This window comes from Agriterribacter sp., from assembly GCF_035497235.1.
Lineage (GTDB): Bacteria > Bacteroidota > Bacteroidia > Chitinophagales > Chitinophagaceae > Agriterribacter.
The window spans coordinates 22,711-43,358 of record NZ_DATJEB010000016.1 but is presented as its reverse complement, the minus strand read 5'-3'; the positions used below and the strand labels follow the sequence as shown (position 1 = coordinate 43,358).

Genomic DNA, 20,648 nt, shown 5'->3' with positions numbered 1-20,648 from the left:
CTGATTTATGAATACAACTTAAATCAGCCACTAATGCACGAATATCTAATGTATTTTCATTCGTGTATTCGTGGCGTATTAAACCTCCGCGGGCTTTTGTTGTACAGAATAAGCAAAGGGATATTTATCCATAACCTGCTTTATCCGGTAACTGAATTCCCGGAATGTTTCTTCCCATTTTTCCATATCGCCTTCCTGGTATTCATATAGTCCTGTATTTCTTTTAAACCCATCGGGTTTTTGAGCAGCGTTTGTAAAAAATTCAGGCACTTTTCCTGATTTCGACAGTTCAGGATTCAGGTCTTTCATCACTCTTCCATAAGCCCCGGCGCCGCCCATCAGATCAATATACCTGAAGTTTCCTGCAAAAGGCAAATAATAGCCGGGGTCATTTCTGCAAGCCCTGTCAATATCTTCAATGGAAGCATAACCTTTCTCTACCAGGTAAAAAGCTTCTCTTGTCATAGCAGCCATCATTTTGGCGCGAATACCAAGTTCGCCCGAAATAATGTAAGGGTCTTTACCCCAGTATGTTTTTGCCTCGTTGGCCAATTGTTTAACCAACACACTGTCATTTTTTGCATTGGCAATGATCTCCATAAAATAGGTGGTATGCGCAGGTTCTGTCCAGTTAAGTCCTATGACGCGCTCAGGATGCCTGGCGCCTTCCTGTAAAATGCACAACGGAATACTTTCCGTATTAACAGCGATAAGCGAACCTGCCGGCAGCTTTCTTTCCAATTCCCTTATCAGCGATTTTTTCCCGGGCACATCTTCACCTGTAACAGCCACAACCAATTTATAGTGCAATTCGGTATCCAGGGTATCTGTAACTTCCAATTGCTTTCTATTAAACGATTGACCAGTATGCCGGAGTAAGTCGGTATAATGAACAGCCATATTTTTTTTAGCCTCATTCTTATTTTCCGTGCACAGTACCACCGGATATTCCGACTGCAACAAACAAGCAGCAATACTAAATGCCAGTTTCCCTTCTCCTGCGATCAACACCGTTTCTTTCTTAACTCCGTTTAATGCCATGCTTTTTTATTTGAGCATAAGTAATGCAACTCATGCCGGTTTATATATTGCTGAACACTTCTGCCGCTGTATTAACAGCATGGTCTATATCTTCAGCAGTATGTGCTGCACTGATATACCATAAGCCTCTTCCAATAATTCTTATACCCCTGTCGTGCATGCCTGCAACGAATTTCCCCAGCTTAACACGATCCAGGTCCAGCGTATCCCTGTAATCCTTTATTTCAGTTTTGTTTGTAAAAGCCATATGAAACATGGGGCCGGGACCCTGAATAACCAGGCTATGCCCGTATTGCGCAGCCGCTTCACCTAAGCCTTCCATTAATTTTTTTCCATATTGAAACATTAAGGGATATGGGTTTTCCTTTTCCAGCACCTCGATGGTAGCAAGCGCTGCGGCAACAGTAGGATTGCCCGCATTCATCGTTCCAGCATGAATTACTTTTGCTTCTTCAATCAAATGCATCCAAGTCTTTTTTCCCGCTATCACACTTATCGGGTATCCGCTACCGATAGCTTTGGCAAAGATGGAAAGATCGGGACTGATATTAAAATACTGCTGGGCGCCACCAAGCCCTAACCGGAAGCCCGTAATGACCTCATCAAAAATCAACGCCATTCCATACTGATCACATATTTCACGAAGGCCCTCTAAAAAGCCTTCGGCCGGCATGATACAGCCGTTATTACACATCACCGGCTCCGTAATAATGGCGGCAATTTCCTGGTGATGTTCGGCTATGATTTTCTTCAGCGTATCCATGTCATTCCATGGCGCTATAATAAATTCGTCTCTCACGCGATCGGGCAGACCTTCTGTCCATGGAAATACTTCCGGCTGTTCCCTGCTGCCCAAAGCGGCTGCGGAAGGCGCTGAGATGCCCCAGCACATGTTGTCGAGCCAGCCGTGATAATGTCCTTCAAAACGTAAAAATTTTTTTCTACCTGTTTTAGCCCTTGCTACTCTTAAAGCGGTTTGAACGGCTTCCGATCCATCTAAGCAAAAGCGCATCAGCTCCGCCGAAGGAATTAAGCGGTTGATGGTTTCTGCCAGCTCAATTTCTTTGATGTGCTGTCCTGCAAACAATTGCCCCTGCTGCGAATATTCATTTACAGATCTCAGCACATGCGGATGGGAATGCCCCAGGATCAGGGGACCCTGGCTCAACGTAAAATCGAGGTAGGCATTACCGTCAACATCATATACCCGGCTTCCTTTGCCATGCGTATAAAAGATGGCATGCGGATGATTGTATTTCCTGAATTCGGAAGAAACACCACCAGCCATTACTTTCTTTGCCCTTTCAAGCAGGTTTGCAGATTGTGTGTATTTATTTTTTTCCATTGAGTTAAATCTCAGTTTATCGTGCGGTCTGCCCCTCCTTCCATCGGGTACCGACCGTACTACCGCTTTAAATATAAGCACTACTTCAATACAGGGCTAATCGTTTCAGACGGATATAAGGCTGCCAGCCGGTATATATCCTGGTTAAAAGCCTCAAAAGCCTTATCCCAGTTCCTGCACTCCTCTTCCGTGTAGCTGTAAAAGCCTTTACAATTCTGCGTCCCCCTCGCATCCTGGTCCATCAATTCCCGCACAACAGCGGGCACTTCGCCGGTATTGCTCAAACCGGGAAATAAGGAATTGAATATTACCTGAAAATCCTGCAAACCCATAAAATCCATTCGCCTGAAAATACCCATGAGCGTCATCCAGGAACCCGCATCATACCTGAAAGCTTTGTCTGCATCTTCAATCGTTGCATGCCCGTTCTCTGCCAGCGTTAAAGCTTCCCTGTATATCGAATACATCAGGCGGTTGGTAATAAATCCCCTAATATCCTTCCTGAGCAATGTGGGTTCCTTTCCCCACTGATGAGCCAGCTCAAATACCCAATCGGCAGTTTCAGGAGCGGTCTTTTCACCGCAAATGATTTCGAGAAAGCGGGTAGCAAAAGCAGGTTCGGCCCAGTGAATACCAATGAACCTTTCAGGATTGGGAATAAATGTCTGCAACATACTGATCGGTATGGCAGATGTGTTGCTCGCTAAAACAGTATCCTTACCAACCGAGGCTATAATTTTTTTGAAAACCGCTTCTTTGATCTCAATGTCCTCAATAATACATTCCACTACTAAGCTGCAATCATGTAACGCCTTATAATCCTCTGAAATCGTTAAAGAAGATAAATAGAACGCTACCGGTTCTGTTAAGAGTGATCCTTTTTCACAAAGCTGGAGCTGCTCTTTAATGCGCATGGCTGCCAATTCCTGCTCACCTGCAATCGGAGCGATGGCTTTAACCGTATGTCCGGCCGCCAGAAGAGAAGCCACAATGCTGCTGCCCATTAAACCTACGCCTACAATCCCTATATTGGTGTCTTTAATACCTGTCATTAACTTAAGCTTGGGTGGATAATCTGGCAATACAATCAATTTCTACTTTTATACCTTCTGCCAAAACAGACTGCACAGTGGTTCTGGCCGGCTTAATGCCCGGAAAATAAGTAGCATATATTTTGTTATAGCGATCAAATTCGCTGATATCGCTTAAATGCACTGTACATTTCACTACATCTTCCATTGTAGCTCCCGCAGCTTCAACAATGGCTTTGATATTATCAAGGGTGCGCCGTGTTTCCTCTTCAATCGTTCCCAATATAAACTTTGAAGTTTTGAAATCAACCGATGCTTGTCCGCTAACAAATAAAAAACCGCCTGTTAACACGGCATCCGAATAAGCGCCGGTAACAAAAGAAATATCCCTGTCGGGATGATGAACACCTGTCTTTCCCATACATTAGTTTTTAAATTTTACATACAGATTCCCATAGCATGCCAAAATTAGCAGTCCTGCATTTTAGGAGATGTTACTTTTGTCCGGATTTATAGTATTATTTTTCAGAAAAAAGCGTGAGCGGAGCAATACATCGTTCTCCGGCAGCCCTGCCAGTTACCGCAAGCTGTTAAGGGGGGATGTACAAATAACAACAAGGGACAGGATCAGGAATTCAGCTTTCATTCAGAATCAGTAGCTTATTTTACGAAATATTTTTGAAATGAAGATACTTATTGTTGAAGATGAAAAAGAGTTGAGTAAAAGCATTGTAGCTTATTTTGATAGAAAAAATGAAGTACCCCGTTTTGAACAAACAAATATTGCAGAATTTACAGCATTAAACAATGCTATTACCGCATTAACCAGCCGCAACCTGCAAGGTTGCTGGACGACCTTTCGCAGGCCGGGCAACGCTTGAACCGCTTATACAAAACCCTGTTATTGCTTGCTAAAATTGATAACAAGCAGTTTCCGGATAAAGAGCAAATCAACATTTCCGAAACGGTAAATAAGCTATTAGACCAATATAGTAATGTGCTGGATAAGAAAAATTAGCAGGGCAACTCTGCGGAAATCCAAGCAACCCTACTAAGAAAATACGGCGCTGGCATAACATCGAAGCCCAACGTTCCTATCTAACTCACAACACGCCTTCTTCTTCTACATCGAAGGTGCCGGGAAAGTAAACAGGCCAACTGTTATCAATGCGGATATGATCGGCAATGGCCCCAAAAGGCAACATGCTCCCTCCTTTGGTGATCCGGCCCTGATTAGCTCCAAACGCCGGAGTACTTTGCTGAGGATAAATACGCGAACTACCCATTACCGCTTTTGTAATGTTTTCCGGGAAGGAAAGGTCTTTTTTATTAATGATACGCACTTTTTGCCGGCCAAACAATATACCTGAACAAAGTATATGCAGGATGAGCAAAACAAAAAATGTTTCATTTTGGTAGCTGGTTGTACTGCGAAGATGTAGTTTTTTTTATCAGGTAAATATTCAACCTCATAAAGAATAACCGCAGTAACATAATCGTATAATCATCCGCTGTTAACCTCCACATGGTATAAACGCTGTATAAGCTTGCATTCGTTACGAACATTAAACACGTTTATGCATATAACACAAAATTTTGAATGCAGTTTGAAAAACGTTTGCCATGAAGCGTGAAGGAAAAATTTTGACTCCCATCCTGTTTATACTAGCGGAAAAGAGATTATGCCAGGGCTTTAATGTATTCAGACAGCATGCTTATGATTGTTAAGCAGCTCAGACAAAAAAAGGAATACCTGCACTGGTATGCTATTGCCTTATCGTATAAAGCCGATGACCTGCATGCGCTTAAGCGATATGATGAAGCGTTTGGCTTCTATTTCCTGGCAAGGGAAGCCATTTTAAAAACAGGTGACGCATGCCAGCTCACCAACTCCACTACCTGTCTTGGTAAAATTGCATATAAACGTAAACGTTATAATGAGGCAGCGAGGTTCTTTAAAGAGGCTTATATACAACGGTCAGAATCAATAGCTTACCCCATCGCGCTGCTGAAGATTTACCCTGGCCGCTTGCCAAACTGGCGGAATTAATGATCAGCAAAACAAGTAACCATGCTATTAAATTAATAGCGGAGATTTTGCATACTGGTCAGCAGCGGAACGATGTTAAAAAATGCCCGTGGATTTGGCAGTGCGGGTTTCTTATTGTGTGGATATGCTTGCGCCCAAAGCAATGGAGAAAAAGCAAATCATAAAATTACAAGCGGTTCCGTGTACCGTACATGCAGACAGGAAGAAGCTATGGCGTGTTTTCAGTAATCTCATCGGAAATGCTTTAAAATTTGGACCTGAAAACAGTGATATTAATAGTGACTTCACCCTGAAAGACAACCGTGCCACAGTAGTCATAAAAGACAGGGGTATCGGTATCCCGGAAAACCTGAAAGAAAAAATATTCATGATGACCGATGATTCTAAAAGATAAGGTAGTTCCGGGGAACCTTCTCACGAACTGGGTTTGACCATATGCATGCAAATTATGGATGCGCATGAAGGCAAGCTGTGGTTTGAAAACAGGAAGGGTGGCGGTACCATTTTTTATGTTTCTTTTGCATGCCCAACCTCAACGGCTCATACTCATCATAAAACAATTCCGGCACACGGGTAATATGCAATGAGGCAACATTGCCAGTCTTTATCATCTTCACCGGCTTTATCTTCCGGCTAAGCGTTTTTACCCACTAAACAATAGGGCTTTCCTCTACACAGGAGGAAATGCATTTTTTATCGCGCGTTTTTACGTGCTGTATAAAGATGTATATGTTGTATTATTGCCGGTATGTAAAATACAATAGCGCATCAATATACTTCAATGTTCAAAGGATGGATATTACTTGTTATAACATGTACTCTTTTTTGCCGGGTCTTTGCTGCACAGGATACACTTTCCTTTCACCTCCGGCAATATACAGACGAGAATGGGTTACCGCAAAACAGCGTTAAGTCTGTTGCACAGGATAAAGAAGGGTTTGTATGGCTCACCACTGAAGACGGGCTGGTGCGGTTTGATGGAACACGTTTTGTAAGATTCGGACAAAGCGAAATGAATATATCCTCCAGCCGGTTCCGGAATTTTTATCGGAAAGGAGGGGATGGTTTGTTTTGTGTCAATGATAGAAATGAATATATACAAATCAGAAACGGGCAGCCATACAGGGATACGGTGGAGGCGAATTTTTCAAAAGGTCAATTACATTGGTATATTCCCGGCAGGCCTGCGGAAACCGGTGTTTTAGGATCAGTAAGCCTGCCTGATCCTGTTCAAAATACGGGTGTAATTCCAGGTAAAATGATCTTTGATGCAGGTGACGGAAATAGTTACAGGATCAACATGGATAGCATTTCGTTTTACCAGGGAGCCAAACCTGCTTATACAGTTCCCTTCAGCCCGGAGAACCGGTGGGATTTCTTTTTACTGGACGGTCAGCTTTTTTACCTGCGCAAAAATGGCACTGCGGTTCTTTTCTCCAATGTACAAATGAGTAACATTTCACTGGAAGGAGATATAATAAACGATCAGCATTATAAAAATGGACGGAGAGATATTACCGTATTCTGGAACACCAGCGTACGGGAGTATGTATTATTGTATTTTAACCGCTCCTTTTATCTTGCAAAACCCGGCACCAATAAGAAGTTATTCACCAAGCGCATTTTTACAGGTTTTGAAGTAGCGGGTAAAAATATTTTTACCGCTTATTATAATGAAAGCGACAGGCAACTCTATCTTGGAAGTTCAACCAGGGGATTATTTATACTATCTGCTCAACAATTCCGGACACTTACTTCATCAACCGGTGAAAACGTTTATTACGGACAGGCAGCCTGCAATGATTCAACCATTATAACAGCCCGGGGAAATCTGTTTAGTTTGCTGGAAAAGCCACGCAACATCCCTGCTGTCACTAAACTTATACCATCCGATTTCTATAGCATGTTTACCGGTAGCGAAGGTAATACCTGGATTAAATCGAGCCGGAAACTCTATGAGCTAAGCAAAGAAAATTTGTCAGTGCTGAACAATTGGTCATTGCCAAACCCGATTACAATGATTTATGAAGGGATTGCAACAGAGTTTGGATTGGCGTGAAAGAAACAGGACTTGCTGTATTAGACAAAAAAAATAAAGCAGCCGAGCCGTATCTTTTTATTTCTTTAAATAAGGATGTAACCTATCTTCAGCAAACAGCAGATGATATTTTGTATTTGGCTACCGGCACCGGGTTATACCGTATGCACTTATCTTCAAAACGTATAGATACAATAAAAGGATTAGAAAATATGTATGTACGCAGCATGTATGCACCCCGGACCGATGAAGTTTGGATCAGTACATATGAAGATGGATTTTTTCTTTATCACAGGGATAGCCTCACTTCTTTTCCTCCTGACAGGGATAATTATCTCTCCGCTACGCATTGTATTGTAGAAGATAACAGGGGATTTCTCTGGCTTACTACCAATAAAGGGCTTTTCCAGGTTGCAAAGAATGATTTGCTTGCCTATGCAAAAAACCAGGAACAACCCCTGTATTATCATTATTATGATAAAAGCGCAGGATTCAATACCAATGAATTTAATGGAGGCTGCCAACCCTGCGCGGTAAAACTTGGCAGCGGGTATGTTTCGTTGCCGTCATTAAATGGACTGGTATTTTTTAACCCGGATAGTATACGGCCTGGCTTACCGGGCAATGCTTTGTTTTTGGACAAGATTGAAATGGATAACCGGGCGCTGGATAAATCGGAACTTGTTCATTTGCCCGGGCAATTCGGACAAATAAAATTTTATATCAGCAGCCCCTACACAGGTAATAAAAAGAATCTTCATATTTCGTATACCCTGGCGGGCAAAAACTTATCTCCTGTTTGGTTACCACTGCCGGAAGATGGTGCTATTTCCTTTTCTGTACTACCGGCAGGCAGCTATACACTGATAGTCCGAAAATTAAATGGTTTTGGGAAAGACAACTATACGCAAAAAAATATTGAATGGGTGATTGCGCCGGCCTGGTATGAAACCACATGGTTTTATACTGCTTGCATTTTGCTGCTGATTATTTGTATGTGGCTATTCATCCGGTTTCGTTTTAAATATATTAAAAACCGGAACAGGGTACTTGAAAAAATCGTAACCACAAAAACAAAAGAGCTGCAACGGCAAACAGAAATCCAGGATAAGATCATCCGTTCAGTTAGTCATGATATTCAGACACCTTTACAATATCAGAAATTATTAGCTCAAAAATTATACAATGGTCTTTTAAGTGACGGTAATCCCTCCACTATTGAACCGGCTAAAATATTAAGTGATTCGGCGCACCGGCTTTTTTATATGGTAGAAAACCTGTTGAAATACCTGAAGGTACAAATGGCCGAAGGACCGGGTTGCACTGAAACAATCGGTTTATTTGCACTGGTGGAAGAAAAGCTGATGATCTTTAAAGAGATTGCCGCGGAAAAAGGAACAATTATTATTAATAATATTCCGGCGGAATTGATTTTGCCGGGCGACAGGCAGCTTTTGTCGGTAATGCTCCACAACATTATTGACAATGCGGTAAAGGTAACCCGTAAGGGCAGAATAGATATCAATGCTGGTTTGGCAGATGGCAGGGTGTGCATTGCCGTGGAAGATACAGGTCCGGGCATGCATGCATCACTGCAGGAATGGATCAATACAGCAGCAGGTATTTCAACTGGGGAAAAAGAGATAGCAGCACCGCACGGTATTGGTTTGATGATGGTAAAAGAATTGGCTGTTTTAACAGGAGCCGGGCTGCGGGTAAACAGTATACCGGAAAAGGGTACCTGCTTTTCGGTTTTTTTTATGATTTGAAATTTGATACAACGCGGTCATCAGCCCGCACTCGAAAGTTGATAAAGCATAATTTGAAAACCTGCCCCGAATGTGCTATTGGCTGATTGGTTCCCTTCCTTCGTTGGGGTGACAAGATGTCTATGTAACCAGGTACGATTGATTAGTTAATCCAGGCTCACGGTTGAGAACTCATACCCTATACCTTATACCTATACCTCATACCTATACCTTATACATGATAATTCAGCAGCCTTAGCTTCTCCGCCAGTTCAACCACATTGCTTACCTGCATCTTTTCAAAAATTTTTGCCTTATATGTGCTTACGGTAGAATCCTGTATATTCAGGGCTTCCTTTATTTCGGAAGTGCTGCTTCCTCTTACCAAAAACTGCATGATCTCTGTTTCCCTGTTTGACAGGGTATCCGTTTCACTTTGTTTACTGGCGGGATCCAGTTTTTGCATTACCAATTGTTCCCGGATAAGCTGACCTATGTATTTTTCATTGTTCAGCACCTTTTTGATTGCTTTTTTAATTTCTTCAGGGCTGGTATTTTTTTGCAGGTAGCCATGTGCACCGGCTCTTATATACCGCAGTGCATACAACTGTTCATCATAACTGGAAACAATAAGTACAGCAGTAGCGGGTTGCCTCAGCTTTACGGCTTCCACCATCTGCAGGTTATCACCACCGGGTATATGAATATCCAGCAGCAGCAGGTCAAAATGCCTGTTGTTCAGCACTTGTATCACTTCATCGAATGTTTCAGCCTCAATAATCTCAGCGTCTGCGTAAAGTTCTTTTACCAGAAAAATAATGCCCATACGCACAACGCTATGGTCTTCGGCTATAAGGATGGATGGCATAGTGGTTTCAAACAATTTGGCAATGGCTGCTTACTGCACATGAAATTTACTGGCGTAATATACCCATTTTAAAGCAGTTACCGGATATGAGCGTAAAACACAGTAAACTTTTCTGTTGACTAACGATTATGTATATGCGTAAATATCCGGGGAAGCGCATAAGTGTAAATATGTATTGCCGGAGGGAAAACATTTATACTGATTTTTAATTTTTACTATGCCTGCACAGTTATCAGAAAACTAACTTCGGGTGATTCCTGTATTAAAGAGACAGGCTCAAAAAGCGCACTAAAATCCAACTATTTAACCCAACCAATAATTCAAACCAATGAATAAACTTTTTCTCATAAAAAACCATCCGGCGAGGGCCGGGCTGGTAACCCTGTTGTTTTTAACGTTGTGTTTATTTTCTTTTAAAAGCTTTGCCACCGATTATTATTGGGTAGGCGGCGCAGGTAACTGGAGTGATATTAATCACTGGGCAACCACATCGGGAGGAACTACCAAACATTCCATTGTACCCAGTTCCATAGATGATGTTTATTTTGATGCCAATAGCGGACTGGCAGCCGGCAACATTGTTCAATTACCAACTTCGGGGCATGCTTATTGCCGAAATATGTCCTGGGTTGGCGTAACTACAACCGCCAGTTTTCGCTACGGAGGAAGTTATTGGCTTTATATTTCAGGGAGCATGGAACTTTCCTCAACTGTAGCTTATGGAATTATGTATATGGAATTTACCGGGCCGGGTAATGCAACCTTTAAAATAAATGGCGCTGCAAGGGTAAATGCAGCCGGATGGTATAATCCTTTTGTAATAAATAAGCCCGGTGGATCACTTACGCTGCTGGATGATGTTCCGGGAGTACTTGCTGTTACCACGATAACATTAGCTGCCGGACAATTAAACCTTTCCGGAGGGAATCACAATTTCGGCAATTTTGCCGGTAATAATAACAATATAAGGGGCGTAGATATCAGTAATGCCAACCTGACCATGAGTGGCGCCTGGGATTTTAGGGGAACAAACAAAACGCTTACCAGTACCAACTCTTATATCAATACGGCTCAATTTCATTCCGATGGACTCAGTTTTCCAAAGGTAGATATATCTACAGGAGCCAACACCATGGTAATAAACAATACAACATTTACCGAACTTGCTTTTACCAATACCGCTTCACTTCCCGGTTCAGTGCGTATTGGCGGAAGCAATACCATTGACCGGCTGGAATTCAAAGGGAATGGTTGTATCCGCAACACGGGCAATACAATTAATAAATTAATAGTAGCATCCGGAAAACAGGCTTTATTTTTTGGAACCAATACGATTAATGAACTGCTCCAATTGAATACAGCAGATTGTAGCGGGTTGGGAGAATTGATTGGTGGGGAAGTCACAGCTACCCTGCAATTTGGCACAGCCGCCGTAGTTGATGTAAAAAATGTATTCATTAAAAGTTTGGCTGCAACTGGCGCTATTATACCAATTAACGTAATAGGAGCGGATGGCCAAGGAAATGCCGGATGGAGCTTTGCCACACCACCTGCAGGCACAACAATGTACTGGGTAAATGGCGCAGGAGACTGGAACGATAAAACCCATTGGAGCGCCACCAGTGGTGGAGCAGGCGGGTATTGCGTACCATTTAGCGCTGATGATGTAATTTTTGATGCCAATAGTGGTTTTACCGCTGGTAATAATACCGTTACTACCCTGTCAAATACCTGGTGCCGTAATATGACCTGGACTGGCGTACCCAACGCACCTGTATTTAATGAAAGTGCCAGTTATGCACTTGAAGTATGGGGCTCGGTTGTGCTGGACAATACCGTTACTATGAATGCTGAATTGTTATTAAGAGGCGAAAGCGCTGCTACGCTTACTTCCAATAACAGCGCTTTGGGTAACCTGAATTTTACAATACAAAAAACAGGAACTGATGGTGGACTCAGCTTAGTGGATAACCTTGTTAATTTAAATACTTATATCATTTTGAATGGTGGTAAATTCCTGTTACCGGGGCGTACTATACAAATTGCCGGATTTAGGAGCAGCAGCGGCGGCAGGACAATAGATATTACCAATGCTACAATTACTACCGAAATGAATTGGGTTTTAAATGGTGTGGGGCGCACCTGGATTGGCAATGCGGCTGGTTCGTTTATTACCTCAAATAGAGAATTTACAGTTGATGGACTTACATACCCCAAGGTGTACCTTACTTCTGCGGAGAATGTTTTTTCTATAAACAATGCTACAATAGGCGAACTTATTTTTACAAACACCAGTCCACTTTCATTTGCCAGGGCTGGTTTCAATAATACAATGGGTACACTTGAATTCAAAGGCGCCGGGGGGCTTAGCAATGGCAACAATGTAATTAATAACCTGTTATTTGCAGCTTCCCGTAATTATTATGTAAATGGTAATAATACTATCAACGGGCTATTCCGTTTTAATACCCCGGCTTGTAGCGGACTTGGTGAATTAAGAGGATTAAATGAAACGACAGGTGGTTTAAACTTTGGCCCTTCGGCCACTACTGATCTGGCCAATGTATATCTGCAGAACATGGCAGCAACCGGAAGCCTGGCGCCAGCAGTAACGGGAGCCGATGCAGGAGGAAATACAGGCTTTACAATTACATCCGCCGCAGCAGGTGACCGCTATTGGGTAGGAGGCAGTGGCGATTGGAATGATAACAGTCACTGGAGCCTTACCAGCAACGGCCCGGGCGGGGCTTGCGTACCCACTGTTAGTGATGATGTGTTTTTTGATGCCAATAGCTTTACTGCGGGTAGCAGCACGGTAACTACAACGGGTAATGCGTATTGCCATAATATGGATTGGACGGGAGCTTTAAACAGCCCGGTTTTTAATGAAAGCGCTTCCTTTAATATGGAAATATGGGGAGACTTAGTTATGAACCCAGCAGTTTCAATGAACACTGCGGTGCAATTTATGGGTTCAGCAAACAGTACCCTAACAACTAACGGCAGCGGTTCCGGCAATTTTGATTTTACGATTGATAAACCAGATGGCAGCATTTCTCTGGCCTTAGATGATGACTTAATAAACCCTCAAACGAACATCCTCATAAAAAGAGGAACGCTAAATGCAGCTAACCGCACGATTGTGATGGAAGGGCTTTCAGATGAGTCTTCTCCCTATCCAACTACCCTGAATATCAGCAATGCTACTATTTCCGGCACGTGGCGATATACGGGCACAAATAAAACACTGAACGCTGCCAATTCTGTTTTAACGATGGGTGTTTTTAATGCCAATGGCGGTACTTACGATAGAGTGAATATAACCACCGCTAGCGGTAGCAATATCGGTATCACTAATACCACATTTAATGAAATTGTATTCACGCAAAATTCCGCCGCTTCCGGTGCCCGTATTGGTGCGGGTAATACAATTGGCCGTTTGGAATTTAAAGGTGGTGGCGCAATTACCGGAACAGGCAATACAATTGATGAGCTTATTTTTTCTCCCGGTAAAATATATACACTTACCGCCGGTACCAATACTACCATTACCGGTAATTGGTATGGTAGCGGCACACCTTGTAACCTTACCGAAATAGTAAGTTCAGGCACAACGGCGAATGCTACTATCACTAAAACTTCGGGTACAGTAGATTTGGATTATGTACGGATCCGCAGGATTACCGCGGCGGGCGCCGCGAGCCCTTTTGCAGCCGGGGAACATAGCTTTGACCAGGGCAATAATATAAACTGGAACATTGCTCCTTATAATAGCGCTGCACCTATTGTGGGACTGGGTCCGGATATAGCACTGGAAGAAAGTGAATTTCCATACACATTGCATACGGATGGATTTTTTGGTTCACCGATGTCGGAATATGTATGGAAGAAAGATGGGGTTGCGGCAGGTACTTCGGATCAGCTTATCGTTGCTGAACCCGGAACCTACAGTGTAGATGTAAGCTTCCCCGATGGATGCGCCGTATCTGATGCAATAATCATTTCTCCCGCGGCTGTACTACCCATTACACTCAGCAAGTTTCATGCATCCGCTCAGTCGTGTAATGCGCTGCTTAACTGGAAAGTGGAATCAGTCGAAAATTTCTCTCACTTCGTTGTGGAACGCAGCAGCAATGGCGTTCAATATGAGATATTGTCCAGGTTGGCTTATATAGCGGGCCAGTATAACTGGGCGTATAAGGATACCGAACCCGGCAACGGCAAATGGTTCTACCGTTTGAGATTAACAGATATAGACGGAAGTATTGAATACAGTAAGATAGCAGCAATTACGATTAATTGTGATGGCAAAGCTTCAATGCAGGTATACCCCAACCCTGTCGGCAATATCGTCTATATCAACAGCAGCAAAGCGGTAAAAAGCGTTCAACTGGTATCTGTTACCGGAAGTGTTGTGGCGGGGTATACACCATCGCAAACCCACCCCGGCATATTTTCCATGCCGGTTAGCAGCAACATTACCAAAGGCATTTACATATTGCAGGTAATAGCAAAGGATGGTACGGTACAAAACAGCAAGCTGATCAAAGAATAAAAGAACAGCAGTTTTTACGGGTTAGTTAAACAGCATAATAGCAAGTTAAACGCCTGCCGGGCTGATTAGCCAGGCAGGTGTTTTTTTTATCTCTGTGCAATATTCATTTACTGCTGGCTGAGCAATCATAAGTGTAAATACCGGCAATGCATAAAAAAATTCTATGGCAATACATTTCATTTTTCTATGCCTGTGTAATGATGTAAAAACTAACTTTAATGAATACATTATTATAAAACTCCCATATCCTCAAGTCCACCAGAGAAGCAGCGTTAGGGAAATGACAGAACTGCAGATTCCGGCTGCTTTTCATTTTATTTTTTTCAGCATCCCAATGATAAGGACAGGTAGATAAAGAATTGCTGCAAATAAAAGTTCCTTTTTTAAGAATGCACCCGCATGAATTTTTTTTGAACCTGCATCGGTATATCTTATTCGTATGTTAACCAGGTAATAATTTATCAACATTGTTTTGAAAACCCGTTTCTATTTTTTACCATTACTCTCCCTCCCTGAGCAGGATCCTATGTTCCGCCGCCTCCGTTCTATCTTTAAAATTCAACTACCGTTACTATTTCAGTAAGGACAAATACTACCGCTTTTGGGAGTACAGCGAATGCATTTGTCTGGGCGGATTCTTTTATTGAATAAATTTTTGAAGATGATACAAGCGCAATTAACCGCCATGCTGGAAGGCATTACAGGACATCTTACCACTGCGGATCAGAATCAGCAAAAGCAATTGCAACAGGCCAGGGAAAGAATTGCAGCTTCACTGGTCAGTCATTGAAGAAAGGATTAAAGGTTGCCATGAGCAATAGCGGTGAAATATGGGAATATAAATTTGAAGCCAGCAAGGAAATTTCACTGGTACGGTTTCCGCCAACGGATGAATTATACAACAGTACACAAACGCCACTAAAATCAGAAGCTTCATTAGGTGTGGGGGTATATTTTAATGCGGCGCGGAAAGTAACCAGTGATCCTTCTCAACTGCTGCCAACCGCAGGGGCGTTTTTGAAGTTTCATGGCGGACTGAGTGTAATGTGCTTTTCCGCAGGAGTGGGCTCTATTTATGTGGTGGGTTCGGTAGATGTAAAAATAGCTGCGGATACACAGGTAGGACGAAGCCTGTACCTGAAATTTGGATTTGGCGTGCAGTTGGTAGTTAACCTGCCGGTAGTGGGCAGCGTTAGTGTTACGTACATGGTAGGTGTTGAGATGTATGCAGATAAGGACAAGGTAATTGTTGCGGCAATGATGCTGTTCCGCGGACAGGCTTCACTTATTGGCGGACTGGTATACGTAACCATTACCATTGAAGCGAAAGGAATTATTGAGCGCACCACCGGCCCCAGTGCGCAAACCAATTGTTCGGCGCAGGTAACATTTGCACTCGACATCAGTATTTTTCTGATCATTGATATTAGCTTTAGTAAAACATGGGGCGAAGACAGGCAGGTGGCATAGGGCTATGAGCGGTCAGCGGGGCGTCAGCAAGAATGCTATATGAAATGTGAATGGTGAGAAGTGAAGCGAGAGAACCCTCTTTCTTATCTTCTGTGGTGCATACCTCCGCTATATGGACGGTGGATAAGACAATGGCTGCAAACATCCTGCATGCTTTTGAAAACCTGAAAGATGCGGGTAAGGCTACGCCTATGCCCAAGGCCGCTAAATTTACAGAAGCAAGCCTGCTGGCAGGCGCTGTTAAAGCGATATATAAAGATCAGTCTAAAACAGCCACTGCCATGTGGGCGAATAAAGAGATAGCTGTGCTGTTAAAACAATTAGGGCTACCTGAAGATGCCCCTTTGAGTGTGCTGATAGTAGAAGTGTTTGGAAATATTACCGGCATATTCGATCATCTTTTTCTGTTACCGGATGAAAGGCTGGCAGCTGCATCTTCGCAAAGGGCCACAAAGGATTTGGCTGCCACGCTGCCGGATCGCAGAAGCAGAAACGGGCAGGCATTGGGTGGTGAGCTGGGCAATTACCCCATCTTACGCACATCGCCGCTTACCGAAGTGCCTTTTGTATGCTGCCCTACCTGTTAGGTTTTCGGACCGCACCGCAGCACTCCAAATCTAACAGGTTTAGTTTATCAATTTCACCAGCCCGTATACTGCTACCATTCCAATAGACAGTACACTAAGCCAGAATAATATATTGTAGAAGGGAGATGATTTTAATGAAAAATAGTTTTTATTGTAACGGAAGCATAGTGCGGCAAAAACAACAATCAGCAAAAGCACCGAGCCTACTACGCCGCCTGATATGATCATTAAAACCGGCAACTGAATAAAAAGATAGGCCACTACCCAAACCGCGGGAAATATCCACGATAAAACGGCAATTGTGTTTTTTCTTTTGACAGGGTTGGAAAAATCAATCCATCCCAACTGTCCGAAAATATCGGAGAACAGTCTCGACCAGTAGGCAAGGGTAGCAAATACGCTTGAAAATAATACGAAAAATGCGCCAATAAGATAAGCCGTTCGTATACCACTGCCCAATGATTGTGTATAAATTTGGGCAAGTGTTTCTATCAATGCATTTCCTTCCGGTATCTCTCCGCGGTTGTACAGTATGGAAGCGCCCAACAGGTAAAACGCGGCTGTAACTCCTGTATATATGATCATGGCCACCAGTGCATCGAGATACATCACGCTGGTCCAGCCCCTTGCCCTTTTTTCCCATGCCGCGCTGTTTTCAGCCGGGCCGGTATAAGCTGCATATCCTTTTTCAATGCACCAGTAGTTATAAGCAATGATTTCATCGCTGGCCACACCGGTAATGCCAAATGCGCCGATGGCAAGAATAACTAAGTGGGAAGGCAGTTCAAATTGCAATCCGGCTGCAACATCAGCCATGGTAAAACGGTAAGGGGTAAACGAAACTGCCACCAGCGACACAATGGTTAATGCAGTGAAAGCCACCACCATGATCAGTGAAGATTTTTCAACCAGCCTGTAATAATTTTTATAGATCAGTACAGCAATCAGCGAAGCAATAGCGATAGCCCATGCAAACACCGGTAATGCGGGGAAAAGCATGCTTAAAACAATAGCTGATCCCCCGAGCATACCGCCTACCTGTATTATTTTAAGTAAGGTTAGCAAAAAAACTGCAGCTACAGCCCAGTTGGTTTTCCCGAATGCCGGCCCGGGAAGTTTTGAAAAAGATTGCATGGGCGTTTCACCGGATAGGATGGCCCGTTTGCCAAATTCTAATTGTATGGCTACTTTTACCAGGCAGCTCACTATAATGATCCAGAACGCAATGAAGCCTGCCCTGGCGCCAAGCACGGTGGTAGCAATCAGCTCACCCGATCCAACAATAGACGCTGAAAGAATAAAACCCGGACCGAGGAATTTGAGCTTCGATCCAAAAGTTACCGGTGGCTCTTTAATAGTATGCTGTGTTATGGTATAATTATCCGCAATCATTGTTGGGGTTATGTGCTGTTAATTTATTTCCGGGTTTCTATATACTGGTATAACTGGTTAATCAGTCCTTTAAAAAATATAAGTTGCCTAAAGAAAGTACATTTTCGTCTAACCACCTCTACGAATATTTTTGTTTTCACACTTTTTTTACCGGCTTCACTCAACTCGCCTTATATTTAGGATAAACCGGGTTTGATTGATAAAACAAAAAACGCCGAACCTTGAACAAAATCATTTTTATTTTTTTATGCGTTGTATTGCTAACGGCTGATAAGGCAAATGCCCAAAAAGAATATGATGTAATACGGAACAACTGGATTGAGTTCAGTGATGCGCCCAATGCATTGTATCATCGTCTTTCCCGACAGGCCTATGCGCTTTTGAATAAACGTACTGCTGCAATGAAAGATATCCATTCATTGCAGGGTTGGCAGAACAGGCAGCAATATATACGTAAATCTTTACAGGATTTGATAGGACCTTTTCCACCAAAAACTGCTTTGAATGCAAAAACAGTAAGAACAATAAATAAAGTAGGCTATAGGATAGAGCATGTCATTTATGAATCGCAGCCCGGCTTTTTTGTTACATCTTCATTATATATTCCTGCCGCACAAAAGAAAAATAAGCTGCCGTCAATTGTCTATTGCAGCGGGCATGCCAATGAAGGTTACCGTAGTAGTGTGTACCAGCATGTAATTCTCAATCTTGTAAAAAAAGGCTTCATCGTATTTGCATTTGATCCGGTAGGCCAGGGCGAACGTTTGGAGTATTTTGATGCCGCAACCGGCAAATCAACGGTTGGCGGACCGGTTGATGAGCATTCCTATGCCGGTGCACAGGCTATTATTACCGGTAGTTCACAGGCAAAATATATGATTTGGGATGGCATAAGAGCGGTGGATTATTTACTTACCAGGAAAGAAGTGGATCCGCAACGCATAGGCATAACCGGCCGTTCCGGCGGTGGTACGCAATCAGCATATATTGCTGCATTAGATGACCGGATAAAAGCAGCAGCTCCGGAATGTTATATCACCAGCCTCACCCGTATATTTCAAAGCATTGGTCCCCAGGATGCGGAACAGAATTTGGGTGATGCTGTTTTGCGCGGGATAGATCATGCTGACTTTTTGTTGGTGAGGGCGCCTAAGCCTGCATTAATGATAACCACCACACGTGATATGTTTAGTATTGAAGGTGCAAGAGAAACGGCAAAAGAAGTATCGCGTATTTATAAAGCATACAACAAGGAAGACAATTTTGGCATGGTGGAAGATGATGCGCCACATGCGTCTACCCGAAAAAACCGTGAAGCCATGTATGCTTTTTTTCAAAAGCATTTGAACAATCCCGGCAATGCAGCTGATGAAGTAACGGATAGTTTAACTGCACAGGAATTACAGGTAACCGAAACCGGGCAAATAGCCACCTCCTTAAAAAGTGAAATGGTTTTTAGTTTGAATCGTACACACGCGGAACAACTGGAACAGCAATTGCAAACTTTCCGTAATGCGTTGAACGGTCATCTGCTAAATGCGGTACAATCTGCACGCAAACTTTCGGGCTATGAGCCGCCATTGCAAATGCATGAACCCGTTTTTACGGGACGTTTTCAAAGAGATGGTTATGTAGTAGAAAAATATTTTCTGCAGGGCGAAGGGAATTATATTATTCCTTACCTGTTAATGAAACCGGACAAGCCCAACCACAAAGCCATGTTGTATTTACATCCTTCAGGGAAGCAGGCAGAAGCCCCTGAAGGTGGCGAGATGGAATGGTTTGTGAAAAAGGGTTTTACGGTGCTGGCGCCCGATTTAATAGGAGTGGGGGAAATGGGCCCGGGTTTTTTTGAAGGAGATTCCTATATTCAAGGCGTCTCCTATAATGTATGGTTTGCTTCCATGCTTATTGGCCGAAGCATTGTTGGTGTGAGAGCGGGAGATGTGGTAAGCCTCGCCCGGCTATTGCAGAAAAATGAAAATGTGCAAGCCATTTACGGGGTTGCCAGAAAAGAAATGGCGCCGGTATTATTGCATGCTGCGGCTTTTGATAGCACCATCAAAAATGTAGCGCTTATTGAACCATATACTTCTTACCGTGCTGTTGTAATGAATCGTTTCTATAACCCGGCTTTCATTCATAGCACAGTACCCAACGCGCTTACAGCTTATGATCTGCCCGATCTTTCCGCCAGCCTGGCGCCAGGGAAGTTGTTGATTGTTGACGCTACGGATGGAGCAGGAAATACGTGTGACCCAGAGACAATGGATAAAGATTTTGCGATCATCAAAACAGCTTACCAGCATAAAAAAGCGGGTGAGCAACTCCGTATTATACCCGGTAAGGCAACCGGTAAAAATGTTGATCTGTATTTGGAATGGATAAAATAAGAATTGGTTAGCGGGGAATTGGTTAGCAGGGCTTGTTCAATTTGTTTTACCACAACGTAGTTTAAGCAAAAGGCGTAACTCATTTAGGTAATATAAAAGGAAAGAAGCTGGAGTACGATGAAAACGGGAG

General features: G+C 43.1%; 16 protein-coding genes and 1 pseudogene. 10 read left to right on the top strand and 7 right to left on the bottom strand.

All coding sequences use genetic code 11. The features are described from left to right. Positions 1-78: 78 nt before the first annotated feature. From VL121_RS05495 to VL121_RS05480, 4 genes are all read right to left on the bottom strand, one after another. A complete protein-coding gene (locus VL121_RS05495; protein ID WP_325402989.1) occupies positions 79-1,041 on the bottom strand; it encodes a 3-hydroxyacyl-CoA dehydrogenase NAD-binding domain-containing protein in 963 nt (320 codons plus the stop codon). A gap of 40 nt (positions 1,042-1,081) precedes the next feature. Then, complete coding sequence (locus VL121_RS05490) at positions 1,082-2,386, bottom strand: aspartate aminotransferase family protein (protein WP_325402987.1); 1,305 nt, start codon at positions 2,384-2,386, stop codon at positions 1,082-1,084. An 80-nt stretch (positions 2,387-2,466) separates the two neighbouring features. Continuing rightward, a complete protein-coding gene (locus tag VL121_RS05485; RefSeq protein ID WP_325402985.1) occupies positions 2,467-3,438 on the bottom strand; it encodes a 3-hydroxyacyl-CoA dehydrogenase family protein in 972 nt (323 codons plus the stop codon). A 4-nt stretch (positions 3,439-3,442) separates the two neighbouring features. Next, on the bottom strand, positions 3,443-3,838 hold the full coding sequence (locus VL121_RS05480; protein ID WP_325402983.1) for a RidA family protein: 396 nt from the start codon (positions 3,836-3,838) through the stop codon (positions 3,443-3,445). A gap of 262 nt (positions 3,839-4,100) precedes the next feature. Here VL121_RS05480 and VL121_RS05475 point away from each other — a divergent pair, with 262 nt between their 5' ends. Next, complete coding sequence (locus VL121_RS05475) at positions 4,101-4,298, top strand: hypothetical protein (protein WP_325402981.1); 198 nt, start codon at positions 4,101-4,103, stop codon at positions 4,296-4,298. Positions 4,299-4,520: 222 nt separating this feature from the next. On the opposite strand, the gene VL121_RS05470 is transcribed toward VL121_RS05475, so the two are convergent. Next, positions 4,521-4,811, bottom strand: a complete 291-nt coding sequence (locus VL121_RS05470) for a hypothetical protein (RefSeq protein ID WP_325402979.1) — start codon at positions 4,809-4,811, stop codon at positions 4,521-4,523. A 317-nt stretch (positions 4,812-5,128) separates the two neighbouring features. On the opposite strand from VL121_RS05470, the gene VL121_RS05465 reads away from it, so the two are divergent. The 4 genes and pseudogenes from VL121_RS05465 to VL121_RS05450 all read left to right on the top strand — a co-directional run bounded on the left by VL121_RS05465 (position 5,129) and on the right by VL121_RS05450 (position 9,274). Further along, entirely contained in the window at positions 5,129-5,467 is a 339-nt protein-coding gene (locus tag VL121_RS05465; protein ID WP_325402977.1) for a hypothetical protein, read from the top strand. 82 nt (positions 5,468-5,549) lie between these two features. Further along, positions 5,550-6,044 (top strand): annotated as a pseudogene (locus tag VL121_RS05460) (sensor histidine kinase). Between the two features lie 204 nt (positions 6,045-6,248). Further along, positions 6,249-7,526 (top strand): two-component regulator propeller domain-containing protein, encoded by a 1,278-nt coding sequence (locus tag VL121_RS05455; protein WP_325402975.1) that lies wholly within the window; start codon positions 6,249-6,251, stop codon positions 7,524-7,526. Beyond that, positions 7,523-9,274, top strand: a complete 1,752-nt coding sequence (locus VL121_RS05450; protein ID WP_325402973.1) for a sensor histidine kinase — start codon at positions 7,523-7,525, stop codon at positions 9,272-9,274. The genes VL121_RS05455 and VL121_RS05450 overlap by 4 nt, the downstream gene beginning before the upstream one ends. A gap of 211 nt (positions 9,275-9,485) precedes the next feature. Here VL121_RS05450 and VL121_RS05445 read toward each other — a convergent pair whose 3' ends face one another. Then, the gene (locus VL121_RS05445) at positions 9,486-10,121 is read right to left on the bottom strand and encodes a response regulator transcription factor (protein WP_325402971.1); all 636 of its coding nucleotides are present in this window, start codon (positions 10,119-10,121) and stop codon (positions 9,486-9,488) included. A 328-nt stretch (positions 10,122-10,449) separates the two neighbouring features. Between VL121_RS05445 and VL121_RS05440 the strand changes: the two genes are divergently transcribed. The 4 genes from VL121_RS05440 to VL121_RS05425 all read left to right on the top strand — a co-directional run bounded on the left by VL121_RS05440 (position 10,450) and on the right by VL121_RS05425 (position 16,733). Further along, positions 10,450-14,676 (top strand): T9SS type A sorting domain-containing protein, encoded by a 4,227-nt coding sequence (locus VL121_RS05440; protein WP_325402969.1) that lies wholly within the window; start codon positions 10,450-10,452, stop codon positions 14,674-14,676. Between the two features lie 661 nt (positions 14,677-15,337). Further along, positions 15,338-15,466 (top strand): hypothetical protein, encoded by a 129-nt coding sequence (locus tag VL121_RS05435; RefSeq protein ID WP_325402967.1) that lies wholly within the window; start codon positions 15,338-15,340, stop codon positions 15,464-15,466. Beyond that, the gene (locus VL121_RS05430; protein ID WP_325402965.1) at positions 15,463-16,146 is read left to right on the top strand and encodes a hypothetical protein; all 684 of its coding nucleotides are present in this window, start codon (positions 15,463-15,465) and stop codon (positions 16,144-16,146) included. The genes VL121_RS05435 and VL121_RS05430 overlap by 4 nt, the downstream gene beginning before the upstream one ends. A gap of 50 nt (positions 16,147-16,196) precedes the next feature. After that, positions 16,197-16,733, top strand: coding sequence for a hypothetical protein (locus VL121_RS05425; RefSeq protein WP_325402963.1), 537 nt, complete (start codon positions 16,197-16,199; stop codon positions 16,731-16,733). Positions 16,734-16,772: 39 nt separating this feature from the next. On the opposite strand, the gene VL121_RS05420 is transcribed toward VL121_RS05425, so the two are convergent. Further along, positions 16,773-18,125, bottom strand: coding sequence for an Nramp family divalent metal transporter (locus tag VL121_RS05420; RefSeq protein WP_325402961.1), 1,353 nt, complete (start codon positions 18,123-18,125; stop codon positions 16,773-16,775). Positions 18,126-18,346: 221 nt separating this feature from the next. On the opposite strand from VL121_RS05420, the gene VL121_RS05415 reads away from it, so the two are divergent. After that, positions 18,347-20,518 (top strand): alpha/beta hydrolase, encoded by a 2,172-nt coding sequence (locus VL121_RS05415; RefSeq protein ID WP_325402959.1) that lies wholly within the window; start codon positions 18,347-18,349, stop codon positions 20,516-20,518. Positions 20,519-20,648: the final 130 nt, after the last annotated feature.

What these genes read in the sequence shown, in the direction of transcription:
- VL121_RS05485 (WP_325402985.1), bottom strand. Translation starts at nt 3,438, where the DNA reads ATGACAGGTATTAAAGACACCAATATAGGGATTGTAGGCGTAGGTTTA.
- VL121_RS05475 (WP_325402981.1), top strand. Translation starts at nt 4,101, where the DNA reads ATGAAGATACTTATTGTTGAAGATGAAAAAGAGTTGAGTAAAAGCATT.
- VL121_RS05445 (WP_325402971.1), bottom strand. Translation starts at nt 10,121, where the DNA reads ATGCCATCCATCCTTATAGCCGAAGACCATAGCGTTGTGCGTATGGGC.
- VL121_RS05490 (WP_325402987.1), bottom strand. Translation starts at nt 2,386, where the DNA reads ATGGAAAAAAATAAATACACACAATCTGCAAACCTGCTTGAAAGGGCA.
- VL121_RS05455 (WP_325402975.1), top strand. Translation starts at nt 6,249, where the DNA reads ATGTTCAAAGGATGGATATTACTTGTTATAACATGTACTCTTTTTTGC.
- VL121_RS05480 (WP_325402983.1), bottom strand. Translation starts at nt 3,838, where the DNA reads ATGGGAAAGACAGGTGTTCATCATCCCGACAGGGATATTTCTTTTGTT.
- VL121_RS05440 (WP_325402969.1), top strand. Translation starts at nt 10,450, where the DNA reads ATGAATAAACTTTTTCTCATAAAAAACCATCCGGCGAGGGCCGGGCTG.
- VL121_RS05420 (WP_325402961.1), bottom strand. Translation starts at nt 18,125, where the DNA reads ATGATTGCGGATAATTATACCATAACACAGCATACTATTAAAGAGCCA.
- VL121_RS05465 (WP_325402977.1), top strand. Translation starts at nt 5,129, where the DNA reads ATGCTTATGATTGTTAAGCAGCTCAGACAAAAAAAGGAATACCTGCAC.
- VL121_RS05495 (WP_325402989.1), bottom strand. Translation starts at nt 1,041, where the DNA reads ATGGCATTAAACGGAGTTAAGAAAGAAACGGTGTTGATCGCAGGAGAA.
- VL121_RS05425 (WP_325402963.1), top strand. Translation starts at nt 16,197, where the DNA reads ATGGTGAGAAGTGAAGCGAGAGAACCCTCTTTCTTATCTTCTGTGGTG.
- VL121_RS05435 (WP_325402967.1), top strand. Translation starts at nt 15,338, where the DNA reads ATGATACAAGCGCAATTAACCGCCATGCTGGAAGGCATTACAGGACAT.